The organism is Pseudomonadota bacterium (assembly GCA_023229365.1).
In the GTDB taxonomy this organism is placed as follows: domain Bacteria; phylum Myxococcota_A; class Polyangia; order JAAYKL01; family JAAYKL01; genus JALNZK01.
Map to the genome: position 1 here is coordinate 1 of JALNZK010000061.1, position 18,792 is coordinate 18,792.

The following is an 18,792-nucleotide window of genomic DNA, read 5'->3' on the forward strand; positions in this document are numbered from 1 at the left end:
CGCCGCTGTTCGGCGGGATCGCGACGTCGTCGCCGCCGATGCGCGCCGCGGTCGACCTCCTCGCCGCCGCCGCCGAGAGCGACGCCCCGGTGATCGTCTCGGGCGAGAGTGGGACCGGCAAGGAGCTCGCCGCGGCGTTCGTGCACGAGAGGAGCGCTCGGAGCAAGGGCCCGCTCGTCAAGGTCAACTGCGCGGCGATCCCGGCGGGGCTGCTCGAGGCGGAGATGTTCGGCGCCGCGGCCGGCGCGTTCACCGGCGCGACGCGCGCGCGCGGAGGGCGCTTCGAGGCGGCCGAGGGCGGGACGCTCCTGCTCGACGAGATCACCGAGATGGACGCCGGGCTCCAGGCGAAGCTGCTGCGCGTGATCCAGGAGAAGGAGTACGAGCCGGTCGGGGCCGTCCGTCCGCGCCGCGCCGACGTCCGGATCGTGGCGAGCACGAACCGCGCCATCGACGCGGCGATCCGCTCGGGCGTCTTCCGGGAGGATCTGTACTTCCGCCTCAACGTCTTCGAGGTCGTGCTGCCTCCGCTCAGGGAGCGGCCCGACGACATCCTCCCGCTGGCGCGACACTTCGTCCGCGAGCTCGCGGGAGAGCGGCCGCGCCGCCTGGCGAGGGAGACCGAGGCCGCGCTCGCGGCGCACGCGTGGCCCGGCAACGTGCGGGAGCTGCGCAACACCATCGAGCGCGCGGTGATCCTCGCACGCGGCGGGGTCGTCCACCCGGAGCACCTGCCGCCCGGCATCGCGGCCGGGGCAATTGTGCCCGGCGCACCCCCGCGGACAGCCGCGTCCTCGCCGCCGCGCGCCGGGACCAAGGTGCACGACATGGAGCGCCAGCTGATCGTCGAGACGCTCGATGGGACCTCCGGCAACCGCACCCGCGCCGCCGAGTCGCTCGGGATGAGCCGCCGCGCCCTCCTCTACAAGCTGAAGCGGTACGGGATCGACGGGTGATCTCGAAGTTTTAGTAGCCGCGCTCCATCGAAGCCCGTAGAATGCCGCGCAGGAAAATGGACGCCACCCCATGCCATACCGCCCGGAAGGGCGCGGGAGCCACGGCGGGCGCGCGCGGCGGTCCTGTCGGCAAGGCGAGACCCTTCCTGAAGTGGGCGGGCGGCAAGCGGCAGCTCTTGCCCGCGATCCGCGCCAACCTGCCGGAGAAGTTCAAGCGGTACTTCGAGCCGTTCGTCGGCGGCGGCGCCGTGTTCTTCGACCTCGAGCCGCGGCGGGCCGTCCTCTCGGACGCCAACGCGGAGCTCGTCAACTGCTACGCGGCGGTGCGCGACAACGTGGACGCCTTGATCCGCGCGCTCCGCGGCCACGTCTATGACAGGGATTACTACTACCGAATCCGCGCGCTCTCCCCTGATTCGCTCGACGAGGTGGAGCGCGCCGCGAGGACGATCTACCTGAACAAGACGGGCTTCAACGGGCTCTACCGCGTCAACAGCAAGGGCGTGTTCAACGTCCCGTTCGGCAGGTTCAAGAACCCGAACATCTGCGACGAGCCGACGCTGCGCGCCTGCTCGGCGCGGCTCGCCGGGGTGGAGGTCCGGTGCCGCCCGTTCTATGCCGTGATCGACGACGCCGCCGCCGGGGACTTCGTCTACTTCGATCCTCCCTACATCCCGCTCTCGAAGACGTCGTACTTCACGGCGTACAACGACTTGAAGTTCGATCTCGACGACCAGGAGCGGCTGGCGCGCGTGTTCGAGCAGCTCGCGGATCGCGGCGTCCGGGTGATGCTCTCGAACTCGGACGTCGATTGGGTCCGCGAGCGCTACGCGCGGTACGCCCCGAAGAGCGTCCTTGCGCCGAGATCGGTCAACTCCGTGGTGTCGGCGAGAGGCCTCGTGCGGGAGCTCCTCGTCACGAGCTACTGATTCCTCGGGTGCCGGGAGCGGGCATGGGGACCAGAATTCATCGCGCGGGGATGGCGTTGGCGCTGCTCGCCGCGATCCTGGCCGACGGGTGCCGCCGTCCGGAGGTCGCGAGCGAGCTCGACGTCGCGCCGGGCGAGGCCGCGCCGACGCCGCGCGAGCTCCTGGATCGGGCCGAGGATCGCCGCGCCTTCTCCGACGATCTCGCCGCGCTCGCCGACTCCGGAGATCGCGAGATCAGGGCGCGCCTCGCCCTCGCGCTCGGCCGCATCGGCGATCCGCGCGCGGTGCCGTCGCTGCTCCGGCTCCTGCGGGACGACGACGCGTTGGTGCGCGAGGAGGCGGTCTTCTCGATAGGCCTTCTCGCGGATCGCGCCGGCACGGCCGCGATAGAGGCCGTCGTCGCGGCCCTGGGCGCCGGCGACGACCTCGTGCCCGTGTCCGTGGCGCTCGACGCGCTCGGGCGAGTCGCCGCTAAGACGGAGCTCCACCACCTGGCCGCGCACCTCGACGCGGCCGATCCCGGCGAACGCGCGGCGGCGGCGCGCGCGCTCGGCCTCGCTGGCCAGCGGGGTCTCCCGTTCGACGCCGCCGCAACGGCGAAGCTCGCCGCCGCGCTCGGCGACGAGGCGGAGCCCGTCCGCTTCATGGCCGCGTTCGCCCTTTTCCGCGGAGGCCTCGCGGCGTCCGAGGACGCCTCGGCCGCCCCGCTGCGCCGCGCCGCGGCCCAGGATCCCTCCGCGGAGGTCCGCGCGATGGCGCTGCGCGCGCTCGCCAAGGGGGCGGCGCTCGACGACGCCGATCACGACCGCGCGATGGCGGACGTCGACGATCGCGTCGCGGCCACGGCCATGCTCGTCATCGGGAACATCCCCGAGGACCTTCGGTGCGGGGTCGCCGCGCGGGCGCTCGCCTCGATCGCCGCGCGGTTGGAGCGCTCCCCGCCGGATCTCGACGGGACCTTCGCCCACGTCGCGCGGACGGCGCTCGAGCAGTCGATCGGGTGCGAGGGCGGCGACGTCTCGCGCGCGGCGCAGAGAATCGCGGCCGCCCTGCCGAAGGCCGCACCCTCCTCGGCGCCGAGCGCCGGCGAGGCGCGCGTGCGCTGCCTGGCGCGGCTCGTCGGCGGCGGCGACGCCCTGTCGCTCGTGGCGTGCGATCCGGCCCGCCCGCACGCCGGGAAGCGGATGCTGGTCCTGAAGCTCGGCGCCCTCGGGAGCCCGAGCTCAAAGGACGTCCGCACGCTCGCGGCGCTCTCCGCCGAGCCGGACCTGCGGGTCGCGGCGCCGGCGCTCGAGGCGCTCGCCAAGATCCGCCGGAGCGACGCACGGGCCGCCGTCGTCGCGGCGCTCGACGACGATCACGCGCCGAAGGTGAGCGCCGCGCTCGACGGGATCGCCGCCGCGGCGGACAACTTCAAGGCGGGCGCCGCGCCCGTCGCCGGGATCGGCGCCGTCGTCGACAGGTTCGATCCCGTCGAGGAAGGCCACGGCCCGCTGCTCTCGGCCGTCGGTGCGCTCGGCGCCCTCGGGGACGCCGGGGCGATCGCGCTCCTCGCGCGCCTCGCCGCAAACCTGCGGCCGGAGGTGCGCGTTGCGGCGCTGGACGCGCTCTCGAAGATCCCGGGGGGCGCCGCTCCCGCGCTGCTCCCGCCCCTCGAGCCGGCCCGGCCGGCCTCTCACGCGCCCGCGCCGGAGCTCGCGGGCAAGGAGCTCCTCGCCACGGTCTCGACGACCCGCGGGGATTTCGTCGTGCGCCTCCGGCAGGAGCTCGCGCCGGCGACGGTCGAGAGCTTCGTCGATCTGGCCGGGCGCGATCTCTTCGACGGCACGGAGATCCACCGCGTGGTCCCGAACTTGGTCGTCCAGGCGGGCGATCCGACCGGCTCCGGCCTCGGCGACGCGGGCTACGCGCTCCGCTGCGAGCTCTCCGCTGCGCCGTACGAGCGCGGGACGGTCGGCATGGCGCTCTCGGGCAAGGACACGGGAGGCTCGCAGTTCTTCGTCGCCCTCTCGCGGCAGCCGCACCTCGACGGGCACTACACGGCGTTCGGCGAGGTCACGCGCGGGATGGAGGTGCTCGACGTCATCGAGGAGGGGGACCTGATCCTGGACGTCGACGTCTCGGCGGGCGACATCCCGCCGCCGGGAGCTCCCGCTCAGTCCCCGTAGATCCGCGCCGCGATCCGGACGAGCCCGTCCACGTCCGCCCCGCCGAACGCGTTCTTCCGCTCGCCGTCCACGTCGAGGACGGCCGCAAGGTTCCCGTCGCGATCCCGGACCGGCACGACCACCTCGCTCTCGGCTCGGGAGTCGCAAGCGATGTGCCCCGCGAACGCGTGCACGTCCGGGACGACGACCGGCGCCCCGCGCTCGGCGCACGCCCAGCAGACGCCCGAGCCCCGCGGCCGAAGGACGGCGCAGGCGAGCGGCCCCTGGTACGGCCCGACGATCAGGTCGCCGCCCCGCAGGAAGTAGAAGCCGGTCCAGAAGAAGTGCGGCATCTTGTGGTGAAGGAGCGCGGCGGCCGTGGCCATGCGCGCGACGGGGTCGGCGGCCTTCTCGAACAGCTCGCCGAGCTGCGCCTCGATCCGGGCGTACCTCCCCGCGAGCGCGTCGGCCCGCTCAGCGGCCATTGGCTTTCCCGGGGCCGATTCCCTGGGCGATCGCCTCCGCGACGATCATGTCGCGGACCTTGTCCTTGGTCCTGCGGATGAGATCGCGCTTGTACTCGTACGGGATGAACGCCGACTTCACGCCGGCCATGACGAGATCGAGGATGTCCTGCGGCAGCAGATCGTAGCGCGTGTACGCGAGCCAGTACTCCTCGGTCATCGTCGTGTCGGTGATCATCCGGTTGTCGGTGTTCAGCGTCACGCGCAGCCCGAGGTCGTGGTAGAAGCGGAACGGGTGCTCCTCGAGGCTCTCGACCGTCCCCGTCTGCACGTTGCTCGACAGGCAGATCTCGAGCGGGATCCGGTGATCGTTGACGTAGTTCAGCAGATCGCCGTCCTCCCGCAGCCTGGTGCCGTGCCCCACGCGGTGGGCGCCGCAGTAGTGGAGCGCCTGGTGGATGCTCTCCGGGCCGTACGCCTCGCCCGCGTGGATCGTCACGTTGATGTTGTTGGACAGGATGAGCGAGAACGCCGGGAGGTGATCCCGCGCCGGGTGGTCGTACTCGGCGCCCGCGAGATCGAAGCCGACCACGCCGCGGTTCTTGAACGCCACCGCGAGCTCCGCGAGGCGCAGGCTCACCTGGGGCGAGATGTTCCGCATGCCGCAGACGATCACGCCGCTCTGGATCCCGAACGCCTTGTTGGCGTCGCGCAGGCCCGCGAGGACGGACTCGAGGATCGCGGCGAGCGACAGCTTCCTGCGCGTGTGGAGGATCGGCGAGTAGCGCACCTCCAGGTACTCGATGTTCTCCTTCGCCGCGTCCTCGGCGAGCTCATAGGTCGCGCGGTAGAGCGCCTGGTCCGTCTGCAGGACCTTGAGCGTGATGTCGAAGCCCTTGAGGTAGTCGACGAGCGAGGCGTGCTTGAAGCCGGGCTTCAGGACGGCGCGCAGCCCCTCGAGGTCGCTCACGCCGAGGTCGATGCCGTCCTTCCGCGCGAGATCGAGGATCGTCTCGAGCCGCATCGATCCGTCGAGGTGGACGTGCAGATCCACCTTCGGCAGGCGGTGGAAGAAGTCGCGATCGAGCTGGACCGGTGCGTTGGCAATGTCGTCGAAGTGCATGTTCTTCCTTGTGCCGCGCCGGTCAGCGCTTCTTCGTGGTGGGTTTCGGAACGCCCGGCTTCGCGGTGGACGTCGGCTTCTTGCCCCCGATCGACAGGCCACCCTCGTCGCCGTCCTTGTCGCCGTCTTCGGACGCGGCCGCGGCGCCGCGCCCCCCCTCGACCACCGCGGCTGGCCGTGCGCCCTCCACCGCTGCGGCCTCGCCCTCCTCGCCCTCCGCGCCCGCCGTATCCTGCGCCGCGGGGCGAGCGGGCCGGGCCGCCGGGATCTCGGCGGGCTCCTCCTTCTTCGGCTCGATCTTCACGGCGGTCGGCTCGGTCTTGATCGACCCCGATCGCGCCATCTTCTGCACCTCGGACTTCGGCAGGTGCTTGGCGAGCTTCTGCGCCGGATCCTCCCCCTCGTCGGCGTAGCGCTGCGCGAGCTTCTGCACGACCCCGGGGTTCGCGCGGCTCTGCGCCTCGATCTCGGTGGAGAGGAACTGCTGCAGCCGCGGGTCGCCGGACTCGCCCGCGATCTTGTCGAGCGTCTGCATCATGCGCGCCATGTCGCCCCTGAGCTTCTCCTTCTCGGCCTCGTCCGCGGCCTGGTCGATCTTGTCCTGCTTGTCCTGCAGGAACGACTGGAGGATCGTCACGCCGGTCGCGAGCAGGATGAGGACCGACAGCGCCCACGCGAACTTCCGCGGGCGCGTCCTGTCGCGCTCGACCCAGATCGCGACCACGGCGGCGAGCCCGGCCACGGCGATGCCGATGAGAACGACGAGAAGCAGCGTGTTCATTTTTTCCTCCCCTGGCGCCGTCCGGCGCCCTGGTTCGAATCGAGGACACAGAATATTCGCTCGCTTCGCCCACTGTCAACGCGGCCCGCTCGGTTTGGGGTGCGACGGCGCGGAATCCGGCTGCGGCCCGACAGGCGGAAGTGTTATTAGTACCGTCATGAATTCCGTCACGAGCTGGTTCCAGACAACGGGGATCCACCCGGTCGTCATGGCGCTCATCGCGACCGGATTCACGTGGGCCGTGACCGCCCTCGGCGCGGCGACGGTCTTCTTCTTCAAGGAGGTGAACCGCAGGCTCCTCGACACCATGCTCGGCTTCGCGGCCGGGGTGATGATCGCCGCGAGCTTCTGGTCGCTCCTCGCGCCGTCCATCGACATGGCCGATGAGATGGGCGGCGTCAAATGGATCCCTCCTCTGATAGGCTTCCTCGCCGGCGGCGGCTTCCTGTACCTCGCCGATCGCCTGCTCCCGCACCTGCACCCCGGCCTGCCGGACAGCTCGGCCGAGGGCCCCAAGACCTCGCTGCACCGCAGCATCCTCCTCGTGCTCGCCATCACGCTCCACAACATCCCGGAGGGGCTCGCCGTGGGCGTCGCCTTCGGCGCGGCGGCCTACGGCATGGAGTCGGCGTCGATCGCCGGCGCCGTGGCGCTCGCCATCGGCATCGGGCTCCAGAACTTCCCGGAGGGCGCGGCGGTCTCGGTGCCGCTGCGGCGGGAGGGGTTCTCGCGCAAGAGGGCGTTCCTGTACGGGCAGGCCTCGGGGATCGTCGAGCCCGTCGCCGGCGCCCTCGGCGCGTTCGCGGTGCTGTCCATGCGGCCGATCCTGCCGTACGCGCTCTCGTTCGCGGCGGGCGCGATGATCTACGTGGTGGTGGAGGAGCTCATCCCCGAGGCCGAGTCGAACGGCGAGACCGATCTCCCGACCATCGGCGCGCTCGTCGGCTTCGCGGTGATGATGACGCTGGACGTCGCGCTCGGGTGAGTGTCACATCCGTACCTTGTTGTTTTTTTTTTTTGAGAGATGGTGTGGGAAGAGGGCATGCCTTCCTGAGAGAATGGGGTCGGCTCGGCAGGGGACCGGGCCGAGGGGAATAGGGGCCGCGATGAGCGGCCGACAACAAGAAGGAGGAAGCGACATGGATCGCATGAAGGCTTCTGTGTGCGCGGCGGTCGTCGCGATGATGATGGGATTCGTCTGGAGCGCGAGCGCGCAGGAGGAGGAGTCGACGCAGCAGGTGGACTGGGAGGACGCCGCGTACTACGCGGAGCTGATGGACACGTTCGTCAACGACGACGGCGTGCTGATGGCCACCTACTACGACGAGGCGCAGAACGTTCTGTGGAGCCAGCCGGCGTCAGAGCCGGTCGAGGCCGCGGCCGACGTGTTCGCGCAGGGCGGGGAGTACGCCATGACCCTCGATTTCTTTCAATGGATCGTACCCACCTCGCTGTGGCTTTGTGAGAAAGACGAAGGAGACGATGCCAACTGCGATGACGCCGGGTCGTTCTTCAAGTGGTCGACCGGCGACTTCGCCCTCGTCGATACCAGTGCAACAGTCGCCTACTACGATGCGCTGGACACGGCGTGCAGCTACCCGGGGATCGAGCGCGTTCGCGCGACAGGTTCGAGCAACCTCACCGACTACTGCGACTCCAACTACAACGGTTACTATTGGAACCCTGAAACCGACAATTTCTACAACGCCTACGAAGACTCGTGCAGCGGCCTCGGCACGCCGACCATCTACCGCTACACGCTGGACGATTCGCCGAACGTCGACGACTTCACCTACGGAGACAGTGAACGCGCGGCAAGGTTCCGATTCCTGGTGCCGGGTTCGACGTACCACTATACCGAGATCTGGCTGGCATCCTGCATCCAGTAGCCGTTTACGATAAAATCGATACGAGCCCAGCATACGAGTCCGCCGAGTGAGAAAAGAGCAGCCAGCCGGCGGCTTACGGGGGAAGGGGAGGCAACGCGAATGAAGGCTCCATCTATCGCTTTGCTCTGGATCGCGTCGGTCTGGACCATCGGCTGCTCCTCGAGCCGTGAGTCGCCGCCGTCTCCCGACTGCGGCTGCGACGAAGAGCCGGACAGCGGCGAGTGCGTCGACACTGACGTCCCCGAGCCGGACGGCGGCGTTCCGGGCTGGCGCATGACCTGGGCCGTGCAGGCGGGTGGCGACAAGAACACGAGCGTTCCGGCAGACATTGCTTGGGACCTAAGCCCCTTGTCCGACAGTTCGGTGCTCGTGACCGGGAGGTACGTCGCCGAGGGGCTGTTCGGCGCCGGCGAGCCGAACGAGACGCTGCTCTGGAGCTTCGGGTTCCCCAGCGAGACGAACACGAACTGCTTCATCGCGCGGTACGGGAACAAGGGAGAGCTGCTCTGGGCCGAAGGGTACGGCGGGGCGGGGATCGAGGCCGGCGGCCAGGGAATCTCGGAAGAAGTGGACGATTCGTTTCTCACCATTGGCGCGTACGAGGAGGCGATGACGATCGGCTACGGCGAGCCGAACCAGACTTCGCTTTCCGCAGACTCCTTCGAAACGTCCGGCACGTACAGCCACGTGCTCGCCCGTTACTCCACGGACGGCGTGTTCGAGTGGGCGATACGAGCCTCGGACGCCGCCTGGAACTCGGCCTTGTACGGCATCGCCTCTCTGCCGGATGGATCGATCGTCGTCGCGGGTTCGTTCACCGTCGGGATCGCGTTCGCTCCGGGCACGCCGGAAGAGGTCGTTTTCACCACGGCCGGCGACGCTGACACGGTGATCGCGCGGTTCGCTGCGGACGGTTCCTTGCTGTGGGCTAAGCAGATCACCGGACAGGGAAGGGAATCTGCCATGAGCGTCGCCCGCGCGCTCGGAGGATCCCTCCTGGTCGCCGGGAGGTACCAACAGACCATCGTGCTCGGGGCGGGCGAAGAGAACGAGACGTCATTGACGTGCGGGTCGGATGAGCCGGACGCCGGCGAGGAAGAGGACGAGAACTGCCCGTTCCTGGCCGCGTACTCCGAGGACGGCGCGCTCCTCTGGGCCAAGGACCTCGGGTTTTCGTGCCGACCCATGCTCTTGCCGAAGGTCGTCGCTGCGCCGGACGGCGGGTTCGCGATCTCCGGCGGCTTCGCGGGCACGGGCGTGCTCGGCGCGGGCGAGCCGAACGAGACGATCATCGGTCCGACGACAGGCGACGACTTCGACGTGGTGGTCGCGCGGTACGACGACGACGGCATGCTACTGTGGGCCAGGCAGGTCGTCGGAGAAACCGAGGATTGGGGCAGCATCCAACGCTACCCCCAATACACGATGGCGTTCCTGGACAGCGGCGAGCTCGCCGTCGTCGGCATCTACAAGGGTGCGCCCGTGTTCGGGTTGGGTGAGCCGCACGAGACGACCCTGCCCAGCGAGTACGATTATCAGATCTTCATCGCGCTCCACTACCCGAACGGCAACCTCGCCTGGGTCATCGATCAGGGCGGTCCGAGCAACAACGACGCCGCGATGAGCGTGGCGTCGTACGGCGACGGCACCTTCTTCGTCGGCGGCTCGTTCGGCGGCACCGCCACGTTCGGCACGTCGCCCGAGGACGAGAAGACCATGACCTCCAGCGGCGACTCCGACATCTTCGTCCTCAGGTTCGACCGAACCGAAGACTGATAATCCCCGAGGCCGAGTCGAACGGCGAGACCGATCTCCCGACCATCGGCGCGCTCGTCGGCTTCGCGGTGATGATGACGCTGGACGTCGCGCTCGGCTGAGCGTCAGTCCTTCGGCGCGACGCCGCCGTCCGCTCCCAGGGCGGCCCTGAGCTTCTTCGCGGCGTCCTCCACGAGCTCCTGGTTCAGCTCCTGCTGCTCGGGGCTCTCGCCCTTCAGCTCCTTGGCGAGCCACGGGGCCGGGCGCCCCACCGGCAGCTGGTCGCGGGGCGGGATGTGGAAGTACTTGACCTCGAGCGCGGCCGTCTCGGCGTCGATCGCGGCGGCCTTCGCCCGGTACTCCTTCTGCTTGGTCTCGTCCTTCTCCCGGCCGAGCCCGTACCCGTAGATGTTCGCGAGGCCGCGGCAGCTCGACGCGAAGCCGCCCGCGCAGCCCTTCTCGAGGAGCCCCTTCGCCTTGCCGGGATCCGCGGCGACGCCGGTGCCGGTCAGGAGCAGCTGCCCCTGGTTGTTGCACGCGAACGCGCTCCCGGCGGCGCACTTCCCGGCCAGGATCTCGAGCTCCTTCTCCGGCGTCAGCTCGATCCCGAGCGCGGCGCACGAGTCGACGACCGCGAAGTCGCACGCCTTCCTGTAGAACGCGTCGGCCTTCGCCTTGTCCTTGTCGCCGCCCCAGCCCTTCGACCACATCAGGGCGAGCTCGCCGCACAGCCCGTAGTGTCCCTCGTCGCACCGCTTCTCGAAGTACATGCGCCGCCCGGCGTCGCCCTTGGGGATCTCGTCCGCCGCGCCCTGCGACACGGCGTCCCCGGTCTTCGCGTCGTCGCCGCCGCAGGCTGGCGCCGAGAGCCCGGCGAGCGCCGCGGCCGCGAGCGGCAGGAGCCGCGGGGCCCGGATCACCTCACGACCTCGCCGAGCGCGTCGGCGTAGGCGTCGAGCTTCTCGCGCGAGACGCACTCGGTCACGGCGACGAGGAACGTGTCGTCGCGGGCGGGATCGAACAGCCCGAGGTCGACGCCGGCGAGGAACCCCTTCTCCTCCATGCGGCGGAGGATCGGGGCGGCCTTCCCCTTCGATGCGCGGACCGCGAACTCGTTGAACGTCGGCCCGCTGAACCTCGGCGCGAGGCCGGAGATCTTCGCGACGCGGGCCTTGAGATACTCCGCCCGGGCGAGGCAGGCGCGCGCGGTCTCGGCGAAGCCGGCGCGCCCGAGCAGGCTCAGGTTGATCGCGACGGCGAGCGCGCACAGCCCGTGGTTCGTGCAGATGTTCGACGTCGCCTTCTCGCGGCGGATGTGCTGCTCGCGCGTGGACAGCGTGAGGACGAACCCGGTCTCGCCGGCGACGTCGACGGTCTTCCCGCACAGCCGCCCCGGCATCTGGCGGAGCAGGTTCTTGTCGTTCCGGATCGCGAAGACGCCGAGCCCGGGCCCGCCGAAGGAGACCGGCACGCCGAGCGCCTGCCCCTCGCACGTCGCGATGTCGGCGCCGACCGCGCCGGGCGGGGCGAGGACGCCGAACGCGTACGGATCCGGCGTCGTCGTGACGGTGAGGGCGCCGGCGGCCGCCGCGACGCGGGCGATCTCGTCCACGCGCTCGACGACCCCGAAGAAGTTCGGGTAGCCGACGATCACGCACGCGGTCTCCGCGTCGACCGCCGCGGCGACGGCCTCGGGGGGCGTCGCGCCGGTGGCGTCGTCCACGTCGACGACCACCATCTTCGGCGCGTCGGCGTCCGCCGCGCGGAGGTACGTCCCGAGGACCTCGCGGTACTCCGGGTGCACTCCCGCGGAGACGACGATCTTGGCGCGGCCCTTGACCCGGCGGGCCATGAGCGCCGCCTCGGTCGCGGTCGTCGCGCCGTCGTACATCGAGGCGTTCGCGACGTCCATGCCAAGGACGCGGCACGCCATCGTCTGGAACTCGAAGATCGCCTGGAGCGTCCCCTGGCTGACCTCGGGCTGGTACGGCGTGTACGCGGTGTAGAACTCGGACCTGAGCAGCAGCTGATCCACGGCGGGCGACACGTGGTGGCAGTAGGCGCCGGCGCCGAGGAACGACGCCCTCCCCCCGGCCGGGGCCGGGCCGGCGAGCGCCTCGAGGTGCTCCACGAGCTCGGCCTCGGACATCGCGGGCGGGAGGTCGAGCTCGCCCTTGAACCGCAGCCCTGCGGGGATCTGCTCGAACAGCTCGTCGACGCTCTTCGCGCCGATCTTCTCCAACATCACCTGGATGTCGGACGCGGAGTGTGGGATGTACCGCACGGTTTCACCTCGTCCGTCGGGGGTTCAGCCCTCGAGGCTCTCGACGTGGGCCTTGTAGGCGGCGGCGTCCAAGAGCTTCTCGAGCTCGGCCGGCGCGCCGACCTCGATCTTCAGCATCCAGCCCGCGCCGTAGCAGTCCTCGTTGACGCTCTGGGGCGCGTCGTCGAGCGCGCCGTTGATCTCGGCGACCTTGCCGGACAGCGGCGAGAAGAGATCGGAGACCGCCTTGACCGACTCGACGGTCCCGATCGCGGCGCCCGCCTGGACGCTCGCGCCGACGGTCGGCAGATCGACGAGGGTGATGTCGCCGAGCGCGTGCACGGCGAACTCGGTGATGCCGACGGTCGCGACCTTGCCGTCGACCTTTGCCCACTCGTGGTCCTTGGTGAAGCGGAGGTTGTTCGGAATGTTCATGGCTCTCTCCCGTGTCCCGTCGCGGCTCACGCGGGCCGCTTGTAGAAAGGAGTCTTCACGATCGCGGCCTCGATCACCTTGCCGCGGATCACGACGCCGACGCGATCGCCAACCTTGTATCCCGGATTGGGCAGATACGCGAGGCCGATGTTCTTTCCGAGCGTCGGCGACGGCGCGCCGGACGTCACCTGGCCTATCGGCTGCGCCTCGGGGCCTGCGCCGGCGGCGACGACCGGGTAGCCGTGGCGGGCGATCCCCTTGCCGATCATCTCGAGGCCGAGGAGCCGGCGCTTGATCCCCTGCTCCTTCTGCGCGACGAGGGCGGCGCGGCCGTTGAAGTCGCCGACGTCCCACTTCACCGTCCAGCCGAGCTGCGCCTCGAGCGGCGTCGTGGTCAGGTCGATGTCGTTGCCGTAGAGCATGAGCTTGCCCTCGAGCCGAAGCGTGTCCCGGGCGCCGAGGCCGATGGGCGTGAGGCCGAGCGGCGCGCCGGCCTCCATCACGGCCCGGAACACCGCCACCATGTCCTCGTTGGCCGCGTAGATCTCGACGCCGTCCTCGGCGGTGTAGCCGGTCCTGGAGACGAGGCAGGGCTTGCCGGCGAGCGTCCCCTCCTGGAAGTGGAAGAACTCGAGCCCGGTGAACGCCGCGCCGCCCGGGACGCGGCCCACGATCTCGAACGCCTTGGGCCCCTGCAGGGCGATCTGCCCGGTCTCGTAGCTCTTGTCGGTGACGGTCACCTCGCCGCGCACGTACTTCCTGACGTGCGCGAGGTCCTTGTCGTGGCACGCCGCGTTCACGACGAGCAGGACGCGCTCCTCGCCGTAGCGGTAGACGAGGAGATCGTCGACGATGACGCCCTCGGGCGTGCACATCGGCGTGTAGCAGATCTGGCCGTCGGCCAGCCCCTTGACGTCGTTCGTCACGAGCCAGTGGGCGTACTCGAGCGCGTCCGGCCCGTCGAGCCAGAACTCGCACATGTGGCTCACGTCGAGGAGGCCGGCCGCCTTGCGCACGGTGTTGTGCTCCTCGATGATCCCGGCGAACTGCACCGGCATCTCGTAGCCGGCGAACGGGACAATCTTGCCACCGGCCTTCTTCATCTCCTCGAACAGCGGGGTGCGGCGCAGCGGTTCGTCCATGATCTCCTCCTCGAGCGGGTGCTCCGGTCGTTTCCGGGGCGAGATTAGTCCGCTTGCGCGGTCGAAACAAGGTCAAATTCCGCGGGAAACCGGGCCCGGGAGGGCGCCGTCAGGAGCTTTCCCGCTCGATCGCGCGGCGCACGACGGGGGGCAGGAACACGTCCCCGAGATCGAGCGCCGCGAGCGCGGCGGCGAGCGTCGCGATCCGCTCCTGGAGCGGGGCGCGGGAGTCGACGAACACGACGCGCCGTTCGTTGATCGTGCACAGCCCGCCGCGGGCCCCGCTCGCGTCCTCGGCGCCGAGGAGCGACTCGCAGCGCAGCTCGACCCCGCACCGCGCGACCTGCTCCTCGAGCAGCCGGAGGAGGTTGCGATCGTCTTCGGCGGACATGGGGGCATCATACCTCCGCGCGCGCCGAGGAGCGAGCGCACGGCCCTCGTCGCCTCCGAACCGCGCCACCAGCGCCGCGGCCAGGATGGCCAAGCCCGGCGGGCTTCCTGTCGTTCCGGTTCGAGAGCCCGAAGGGCTTCTCCTCCGAAGGAGGAATTCTGGCCGCGATCCTCGTGGGCGCGGCGGAAGAAGGTGCGATCTCCGCCTCGTCGAAACGTCCGCTTCGTCCATGGACACGACTTCAAGGTCGCAGAATGCGACCTTTGACACCGGCCGCGGCCGACCCCGCCCCCGCTTTCTTCTAGCCGATGTTCCGGGGATCGACCTTCGGCGGCACGCCGAACACCTCCCCGTACCGCGCGACGTACGAGTCCTTGCCGCACAGGAGGAGCGCTCCGAGGGGCGCGACCGCCTCGACGGCGCGGCGCATCTCCCCCGCGAGGGCGCGGATGTCCCACTGGGCGTGCTCGTCCTCGCGCAGGCGGGCGAAGTGGTACAGCTCGCGGAGGTTCAGAGTCGCGAGCACGCGCCGCCTGTGGGCGTTCGTGAGGGCGTACGGCGCGGCGGCCGGGTGCACCGCCGCAAGCTCCCGGTGCACCGCCTCCGCGCGGGACGCCATGGCGCGCAGGGCGGGCTCCATCCCGGCCTCGGCGATCGAGGGCGGGATCGTCAGCCCGAGCTCGGGATCGTACGGCCGGACCGAGAGGGTGGCGAGGCGGTGGCGCTTGAGCTGGGCGAAGCACGCGGCCGAGACGACGAGCTCGAAGGTGAACGCGACGTGCTCGAACTCCCGCAGCGGCGCGTCGAAGAACTCCATGCGCCGCATCGCCGCCTCGAAGAGGCGCCGCAGCCTCGGCTCGTCGAGCGCGTCGGCCGCGGCCCGGCACTCGGCGTAGGAGCGCCGCGACGACACGGCGAGCAGCGCGGCCGCGACGCGCCTGTCGCAGTCCCCGGGCGCCTCGACGAGGCGGACGGCGCCCGGCGGAGAAGCGCTCGGCGGGCTCTCCCTCCCGCAGAGCTCCCCGGCCAGCGCCGCGAGCTCGGCGCCCGTCTCGGTGTCGAACGGCGACGGCTCGGTGAACAGGAGCAGCGAGGGCGCCACCGCGCTTGCGGACTCGAACAGCTTGCGCGAGAGCTCCCGGAGCTCCGCGAGGGGGGCGCCCGAGAGCCTGCGGACGATGTGCTCGAGGTTCCTCGCGTTGGCCGTCAGGCCGAGCTGCCCGCTCGTCGCGAGGATCGTCGCGTAGCGCGCGTCCTCCTTGGCCGCCCCCTCTGCGAGCTTGGCCGTCGAGCCCTCCGGCCGGTCCGCCCGCGCCCGCTCGAGCAGCGCGTCGTTGAGCTCCCCGTACGCGCGCGCCTGCTCGGCGACGAGGCCGCGCAGCGCCTCCTCGAACGGCGTCCCGAGGATCTCCTTGGGGAGCACGAAGTCGTGATCGAGCGTGATGTAGCGCTGGCTCTTCTCCGTGAACGAGCACAGGCGGAAGTGCTCGAGCGCCTCGATCGCGAGGCGGGACAGGCCGAGGATGTCGAAGTTGAACACCGCGTGCTCCGCGACCGAGTGGTGCCCCATCGCGAAGATGATCCTGCGGTTCGACGCCCTGGCCCGCGTCACCTCCCCGAGCGCCTCGTGCCGGAGCTCGCTCACCGGCCGCGGATCGCGGCTGATCCGCGCGTACGCCGCGGAGAGCACCTCGGGCGTGAGCTGATCGTGCGGGAGCCCGCCCGCGGCCTCCGCGCGCCTCAGGAGCTCGGCATCGACGTTGTACCCGGCCAGGACGACTCTCATGGGCGGCGCCTCCTCGGTAGTGTCCATCGAATCTAGCCGACAGCTCCCTTCGCCGCAACACGAGTCGCCGCGAATCCGCACGGATCGCGCGCGGCGTCACCGGCGCGGCGCGCCCGCCGCGAACGTCACCGCGATCCCGGCGCCGTCCGACACGATCCGCACGCCGCCGTGCCGATCCGTCCGCAGGAGGTGCACGCCGCGCCGCCGCAGCGCGGAGATCACCTCGCCGTCCGGGAGGCGCCACGGGTTGCCGCGCCCCGCGCTCGCCACGGCGACGGCCGGGCGCACCGCGTCGAGGAACGCCGCGCCGCTCGACGAGCGGCTGCCGTGGTGGCCGAGCGCGAGGACGTCGCTCGAAAGCGCGCGCCCCGAGGCGAGGAGGCGCGCCTCCCCCTGGCGGCCGAGATCCCCGGGCAGGAGCGCGGAGGTCTGCCCGTAAGAGAGGCGGATCACGAGGGAGTTGTCGTTCGGCGACAGGGAGGGATCGTACCCGCCCGAGCCCCCGCACGGGTGCAGCACCTCGACGCGCACCGCGCCGACATCCGTTCCGCCGCAGATATCCGGCGGCTCCTCCCACGTCACCCCGCGTCGCCGCGCCGCGTCCAGGATCGCGACGTAGCCCGCGCGCCGCGCCTCGTCCTCGCCCTCGTCCGCCACGGCGGCGGTGCCGTGCGCGAGGACGCGCCGCACCGCGAGCTCGCGAATCAGGTCGGCCGCGCCGACCACGTGATCCGCGTCCGGGTGGGAGAGGACGACCGTGTCGATGGCGCGCACGCCGAGACCGCGCAGGGTCGGGACGAGGTGCAGCGCGCCGAACCGCTCCCTGCCGAAGGCGCTGCCGCCCGCGTCGACGAGCCACCTCCGGCCGTCCGGGAAGGTGACGAGCGCCGCGCTCCCCTGCCCCACGTCGAGGAAGTCCACGACGAGCCTTCCGGCGGGCACGGCGGGAGGGGCGCAGCGGACGAGGGCGCCGGTCGCTACGAGCGCCGCGAGGAGGACGCACCCGCTCCTCGGGCTGCGCAGCGCGACGAACGCGAGCGCCGCGGCGCAGCACCCCGCGATCGCGATCGCGACGGGCGGCCCGGGGGCGACGATCGACGCCGCGTCCGGCCGGCCTGCCCACTCGAGCAAGGTCGCGAGCGCCCCGAGCATCCAGCCCACAACGGGGGCGCCCAGCGCGGCGATCTGCGGCGCCGCGATCGCGACGGCGGACAGGAGGAACAGCGCCGGCATGACGAGTACCGTCGTGAACGGGATCGCGATCATGTTGCAGGGGACCGCCACGGCCGACGCCTGATCGAAGTGGTACAGCGCGATGGGCGTCGTCGCGGCGGCGGCGGCGAGGCTCCCGAGGAAGAGCCGCTTCGACTCGGCGGCGATCCTCCCGAGCAGCCTCCTCGCCAGCGGGCGGGGCGCGGACGCGCCGTCCGGCTCGAGGAGCCTTCCGCGGCGGCGCGCGGCGAGGAAGAACGAGGTCACGGCGGCGAACGAGAGCTGGAACCCGGGATCCGCGACGTCCGCGGGATCGAACGCCAAGAGCGCGACGGCCGCGAGCGCCAGCGCTTCGAGGGCGCGGGCGCGGCGCACGAGAGCGCGCGCGACGAGGACGCACGAGGCCATCACGCACGATCGCGCGACGGGCGGCTGGCCGCCCACCATGACGGCGAACGCGAGCAGCACGGGGATGGTCGCCGCCGCCGCGATCCGCCCGACCTCGACGCGCCGCGCGAGCGGCTCGACGCGCAGGAGGGCGCGGCGCAGGGCGCCGAAGCAGAGCCACGTCAGGATCGCGAGGTGGAGGCCGCTGACGGCGACCAGGTGCGCGGTCCCGGTGCGACGGAAGCGATCGCGCAGGGCGGGGTCGAGCGCCCCGGACTCGCCTATCACGAGGGCGCGGGCGAGCCCGTCGGCCGGCGCCGCGAGGTTCCCGCGCCAGAACGACGAGATCCGCTCGCGGACCGCCGCCAGCGCGACGCCGACCGCGACGGGATCGCGCGAAAGGACCGCGACGCCCCCTGCCGACTCCACCACGGCCGTGAGCCGCTCCCCGGCCCTTGCGCGGGGCGACCGCGCGCCGAAGTTCCGGAGCGAGGCGCCGCGCTTCACGGCGCCCCGGATGATGACGCGGTCGCCGGCGACGACCTGCGGCGCCTCCCGGCCGAGCACGGTCACCCAGACCGCGGCCCGCAGCGGCGCGAGGGCGGGCGCCCGCGGACTCGGCGCGCACGCGGTCGCCGCCTCGGCTTCCAGCTCGAAGCGCGCTCCGTCCTCGAGAACCACGGGCGGCCGCGAGATCCTCCCCACGATCGTCCGCACGCAGGCGGCCTCGCCCGTCGCCACGACCCCGCCCCGCTCCGCCGCCTCGGGGGCGCGGCACCACCCGGCCACGAGCGCGCAGGCCACGGCCGCGAGGACGGGGCGCCGGCGGATCCACCCGCACGCCGCCGCCAGGGCCATCGACGAGCCGGCCGCGACGATCGCCGGCACGATCGGGACGGGGAACCCCGCACCGAGCGCGCAGCCGGCGGCGTACGCGGCGGCGAGTGCGACCAGAATCTGCACCGCGGACGACGGTTCACGGATCGTGCCACCCCCGGAGCTCGCCCGGGGACCGGCCCCCCCGGATCGGCGGGCGACGGCGACGCCGGCGGGGAGGCGCGACGCGCGGCGGCGCCGCCGGTCCCCCCCCGCCGCGGCCTCGCTTGCCCTCGTTATGGAGTTCGTCTACTAT

16 protein-coding genes and 1 pseudogene are annotated in these 18,792 nt (G+C 71.4%); 7 read left to right on the top strand and 10 right to left on the bottom strand.

Features of this window, described 5'->3' with window-relative positions; translation table 11 throughout:
* The 3 genes from M0R80_20065 to M0R80_20075 form a co-directional block, all read left to right on the top strand.
* Positions 1 to 956, top strand: a 956-nt coding sequence (locus M0R80_20065) for a sigma-54 dependent transcriptional regulator (protein MCK9461933.1), incomplete at its 5' end; no start/stop codon positions are given.
* 56 nt (positions 957 to 1,012) lie between these two features.
* Positions 1,013 to 1,885 (top strand): DNA adenine methylase, encoded by an 873-nt coding sequence (locus tag M0R80_20070; GenBank protein ID MCK9461934.1) that lies wholly within the window; start codon positions 1,013 to 1,015, stop codon positions 1,883 to 1,885.
* 23 nt (positions 1,886 to 1,908) lie between these two features.
* Positions 1,909 to 4,053, top strand: a complete 2,145-nt coding sequence (locus tag M0R80_20075; GenBank protein MCK9461935.1) for a peptidylprolyl isomerase — start codon at positions 1,909 to 1,911, stop codon at positions 4,051 to 4,053.
* Here the strand turns inward: M0R80_20075 and M0R80_20080 are convergent.
* Genes M0R80_20080 through M0R80_20090 form a run of 3 tightly spaced genes read right to left on the bottom strand, consistent with a single transcriptional unit; the run spans position 4,041 to position 6,400 of the window.
* A complete protein-coding gene (locus tag M0R80_20080) occupies positions 4,041 to 4,517 on the bottom strand; it encodes a GAF domain-containing protein (GenBank protein MCK9461936.1) in 477 nt (158 codons plus the stop codon). The two genes, M0R80_20075 and M0R80_20080, sit on opposite strands and share 13 nt — an antisense overlap.
* Positions 4,507 to 5,619, bottom strand: coding sequence for an adenosine deaminase (add, locus tag M0R80_20085; protein MCK9461937.1), 1,113 nt, complete (start codon positions 5,617 to 5,619; stop codon positions 4,507 to 4,509). The genes M0R80_20080 and add overlap by 11 nt, the downstream gene beginning before the upstream one ends.
* 22 nt (positions 5,620 to 5,641) lie before the next feature.
* The gene (locus tag M0R80_20090; GenBank protein ID MCK9461938.1) at positions 5,642 to 6,400 is read right to left on the bottom strand and encodes a hypothetical protein; all 759 of its coding nucleotides are present in this window, start codon (positions 6,398 to 6,400) and stop codon (positions 5,642 to 5,644) included.
* 157 nt (positions 6,401 to 6,557) lie between these two features.
* Here M0R80_20090 and M0R80_20095 point away from each other — a divergent pair, with 157 nt between their 5' ends.
* The 4 genes and pseudogenes from M0R80_20095 to M0R80_20110 all read left to right on the top strand — a co-directional run bounded on the left by M0R80_20095 (position 6,558) and on the right by M0R80_20110 (position 10,166).
* Positions 6,558 to 7,385, top strand: a complete 828-nt coding sequence (locus M0R80_20095; protein ID MCK9461939.1) for a ZIP family metal transporter — start codon at positions 6,558 to 6,560, stop codon at positions 7,383 to 7,385.
* Positions 7,386 to 7,539: 154 nt separating this feature from the next.
* Positions 7,540 to 8,289 carry a hypothetical protein gene (locus M0R80_20100; protein MCK9461940.1) on the top strand — a complete coding sequence of 250 codons (750 nt, stop codon included), beginning with the start codon at positions 7,540 to 7,542 and terminating at the stop codon, positions 8,287 to 8,289.
* A gap of 99 nt (positions 8,290 to 8,388) precedes the next feature.
* Positions 8,389 to 10,065, top strand: a complete 1,677-nt coding sequence (locus M0R80_20105) for a delta-60 repeat domain-containing protein (protein MCK9461941.1) — start codon at positions 8,389 to 8,391, stop codon at positions 10,063 to 10,065.
* A gap of 2 nt (positions 10,066 to 10,067) precedes the next feature.
* Positions 10,068 to 10,166 (top strand): annotated as a pseudogene (locus M0R80_20110) (ZIP family metal transporter).
* A gap of 3 nt (positions 10,167 to 10,169) precedes the next feature.
* Here the strand turns inward: M0R80_20110 and M0R80_20115 are convergent.
* From M0R80_20115 to M0R80_20145, 7 genes are all read right to left on the bottom strand, one after another.
* Complete coding sequence (locus M0R80_20115; protein MCK9461942.1) at positions 10,170 to 10,964, bottom strand: sel1 repeat family protein; 795 nt, start codon at positions 10,962 to 10,964, stop codon at positions 10,170 to 10,172.
* Complete coding sequence (gcvPA, locus tag M0R80_20120; GenBank protein ID MCK9461943.1) at positions 10,961 to 12,328, bottom strand: aminomethyl-transferring glycine dehydrogenase subunit GcvPA; 1,368 nt, start codon at positions 12,326 to 12,328, stop codon at positions 10,961 to 10,963. The genes M0R80_20115 and gcvPA overlap by 4 nt, the downstream gene beginning before the upstream one ends.
* 24 nt (positions 12,329 to 12,352) lie before the next feature.
* The gene (gene gcvH, locus M0R80_20125; GenBank protein MCK9461944.1) at positions 12,353 to 12,742 is read right to left on the bottom strand and encodes a glycine cleavage system protein GcvH; all 390 of its coding nucleotides are present in this window, start codon (positions 12,740 to 12,742) and stop codon (positions 12,353 to 12,355) included.
* Positions 12,743 to 12,768: 26 nt separating this feature from the next.
* Complete coding sequence (gcvT, locus tag M0R80_20130) at positions 12,769 to 13,884, bottom strand: glycine cleavage system aminomethyltransferase GcvT (protein MCK9461945.1); 1,116 nt, start codon at positions 13,882 to 13,884, stop codon at positions 12,769 to 12,771.
* 109 nt (positions 13,885 to 13,993) lie between these two features.
* Positions 13,994 to 14,275, bottom strand: a complete 282-nt coding sequence (locus tag M0R80_20135; GenBank protein ID MCK9461946.1) for a hypothetical protein — start codon at positions 14,273 to 14,275, stop codon at positions 13,994 to 13,996.
* Between the two features lie 301 nt (positions 14,276 to 14,576).
* Positions 14,577 to 16,061, bottom strand: a complete 1,485-nt coding sequence (locus M0R80_20140; protein MCK9461947.1) for an FAD-dependent thymidylate synthase — start codon at positions 16,059 to 16,061, stop codon at positions 14,577 to 14,579.
* A 96-nt stretch (positions 16,062 to 16,157) separates the two neighbouring features.
* Positions 16,158 to 18,623, bottom strand: coding sequence for a DNA internalization-related competence protein ComEC/Rec2 (locus M0R80_20145; protein ID MCK9461948.1), 2,466 nt, complete (start codon positions 18,621 to 18,623; stop codon positions 16,158 to 16,160).
* Positions 18,624 to 18,792 lie beyond the last annotated feature (169 nt).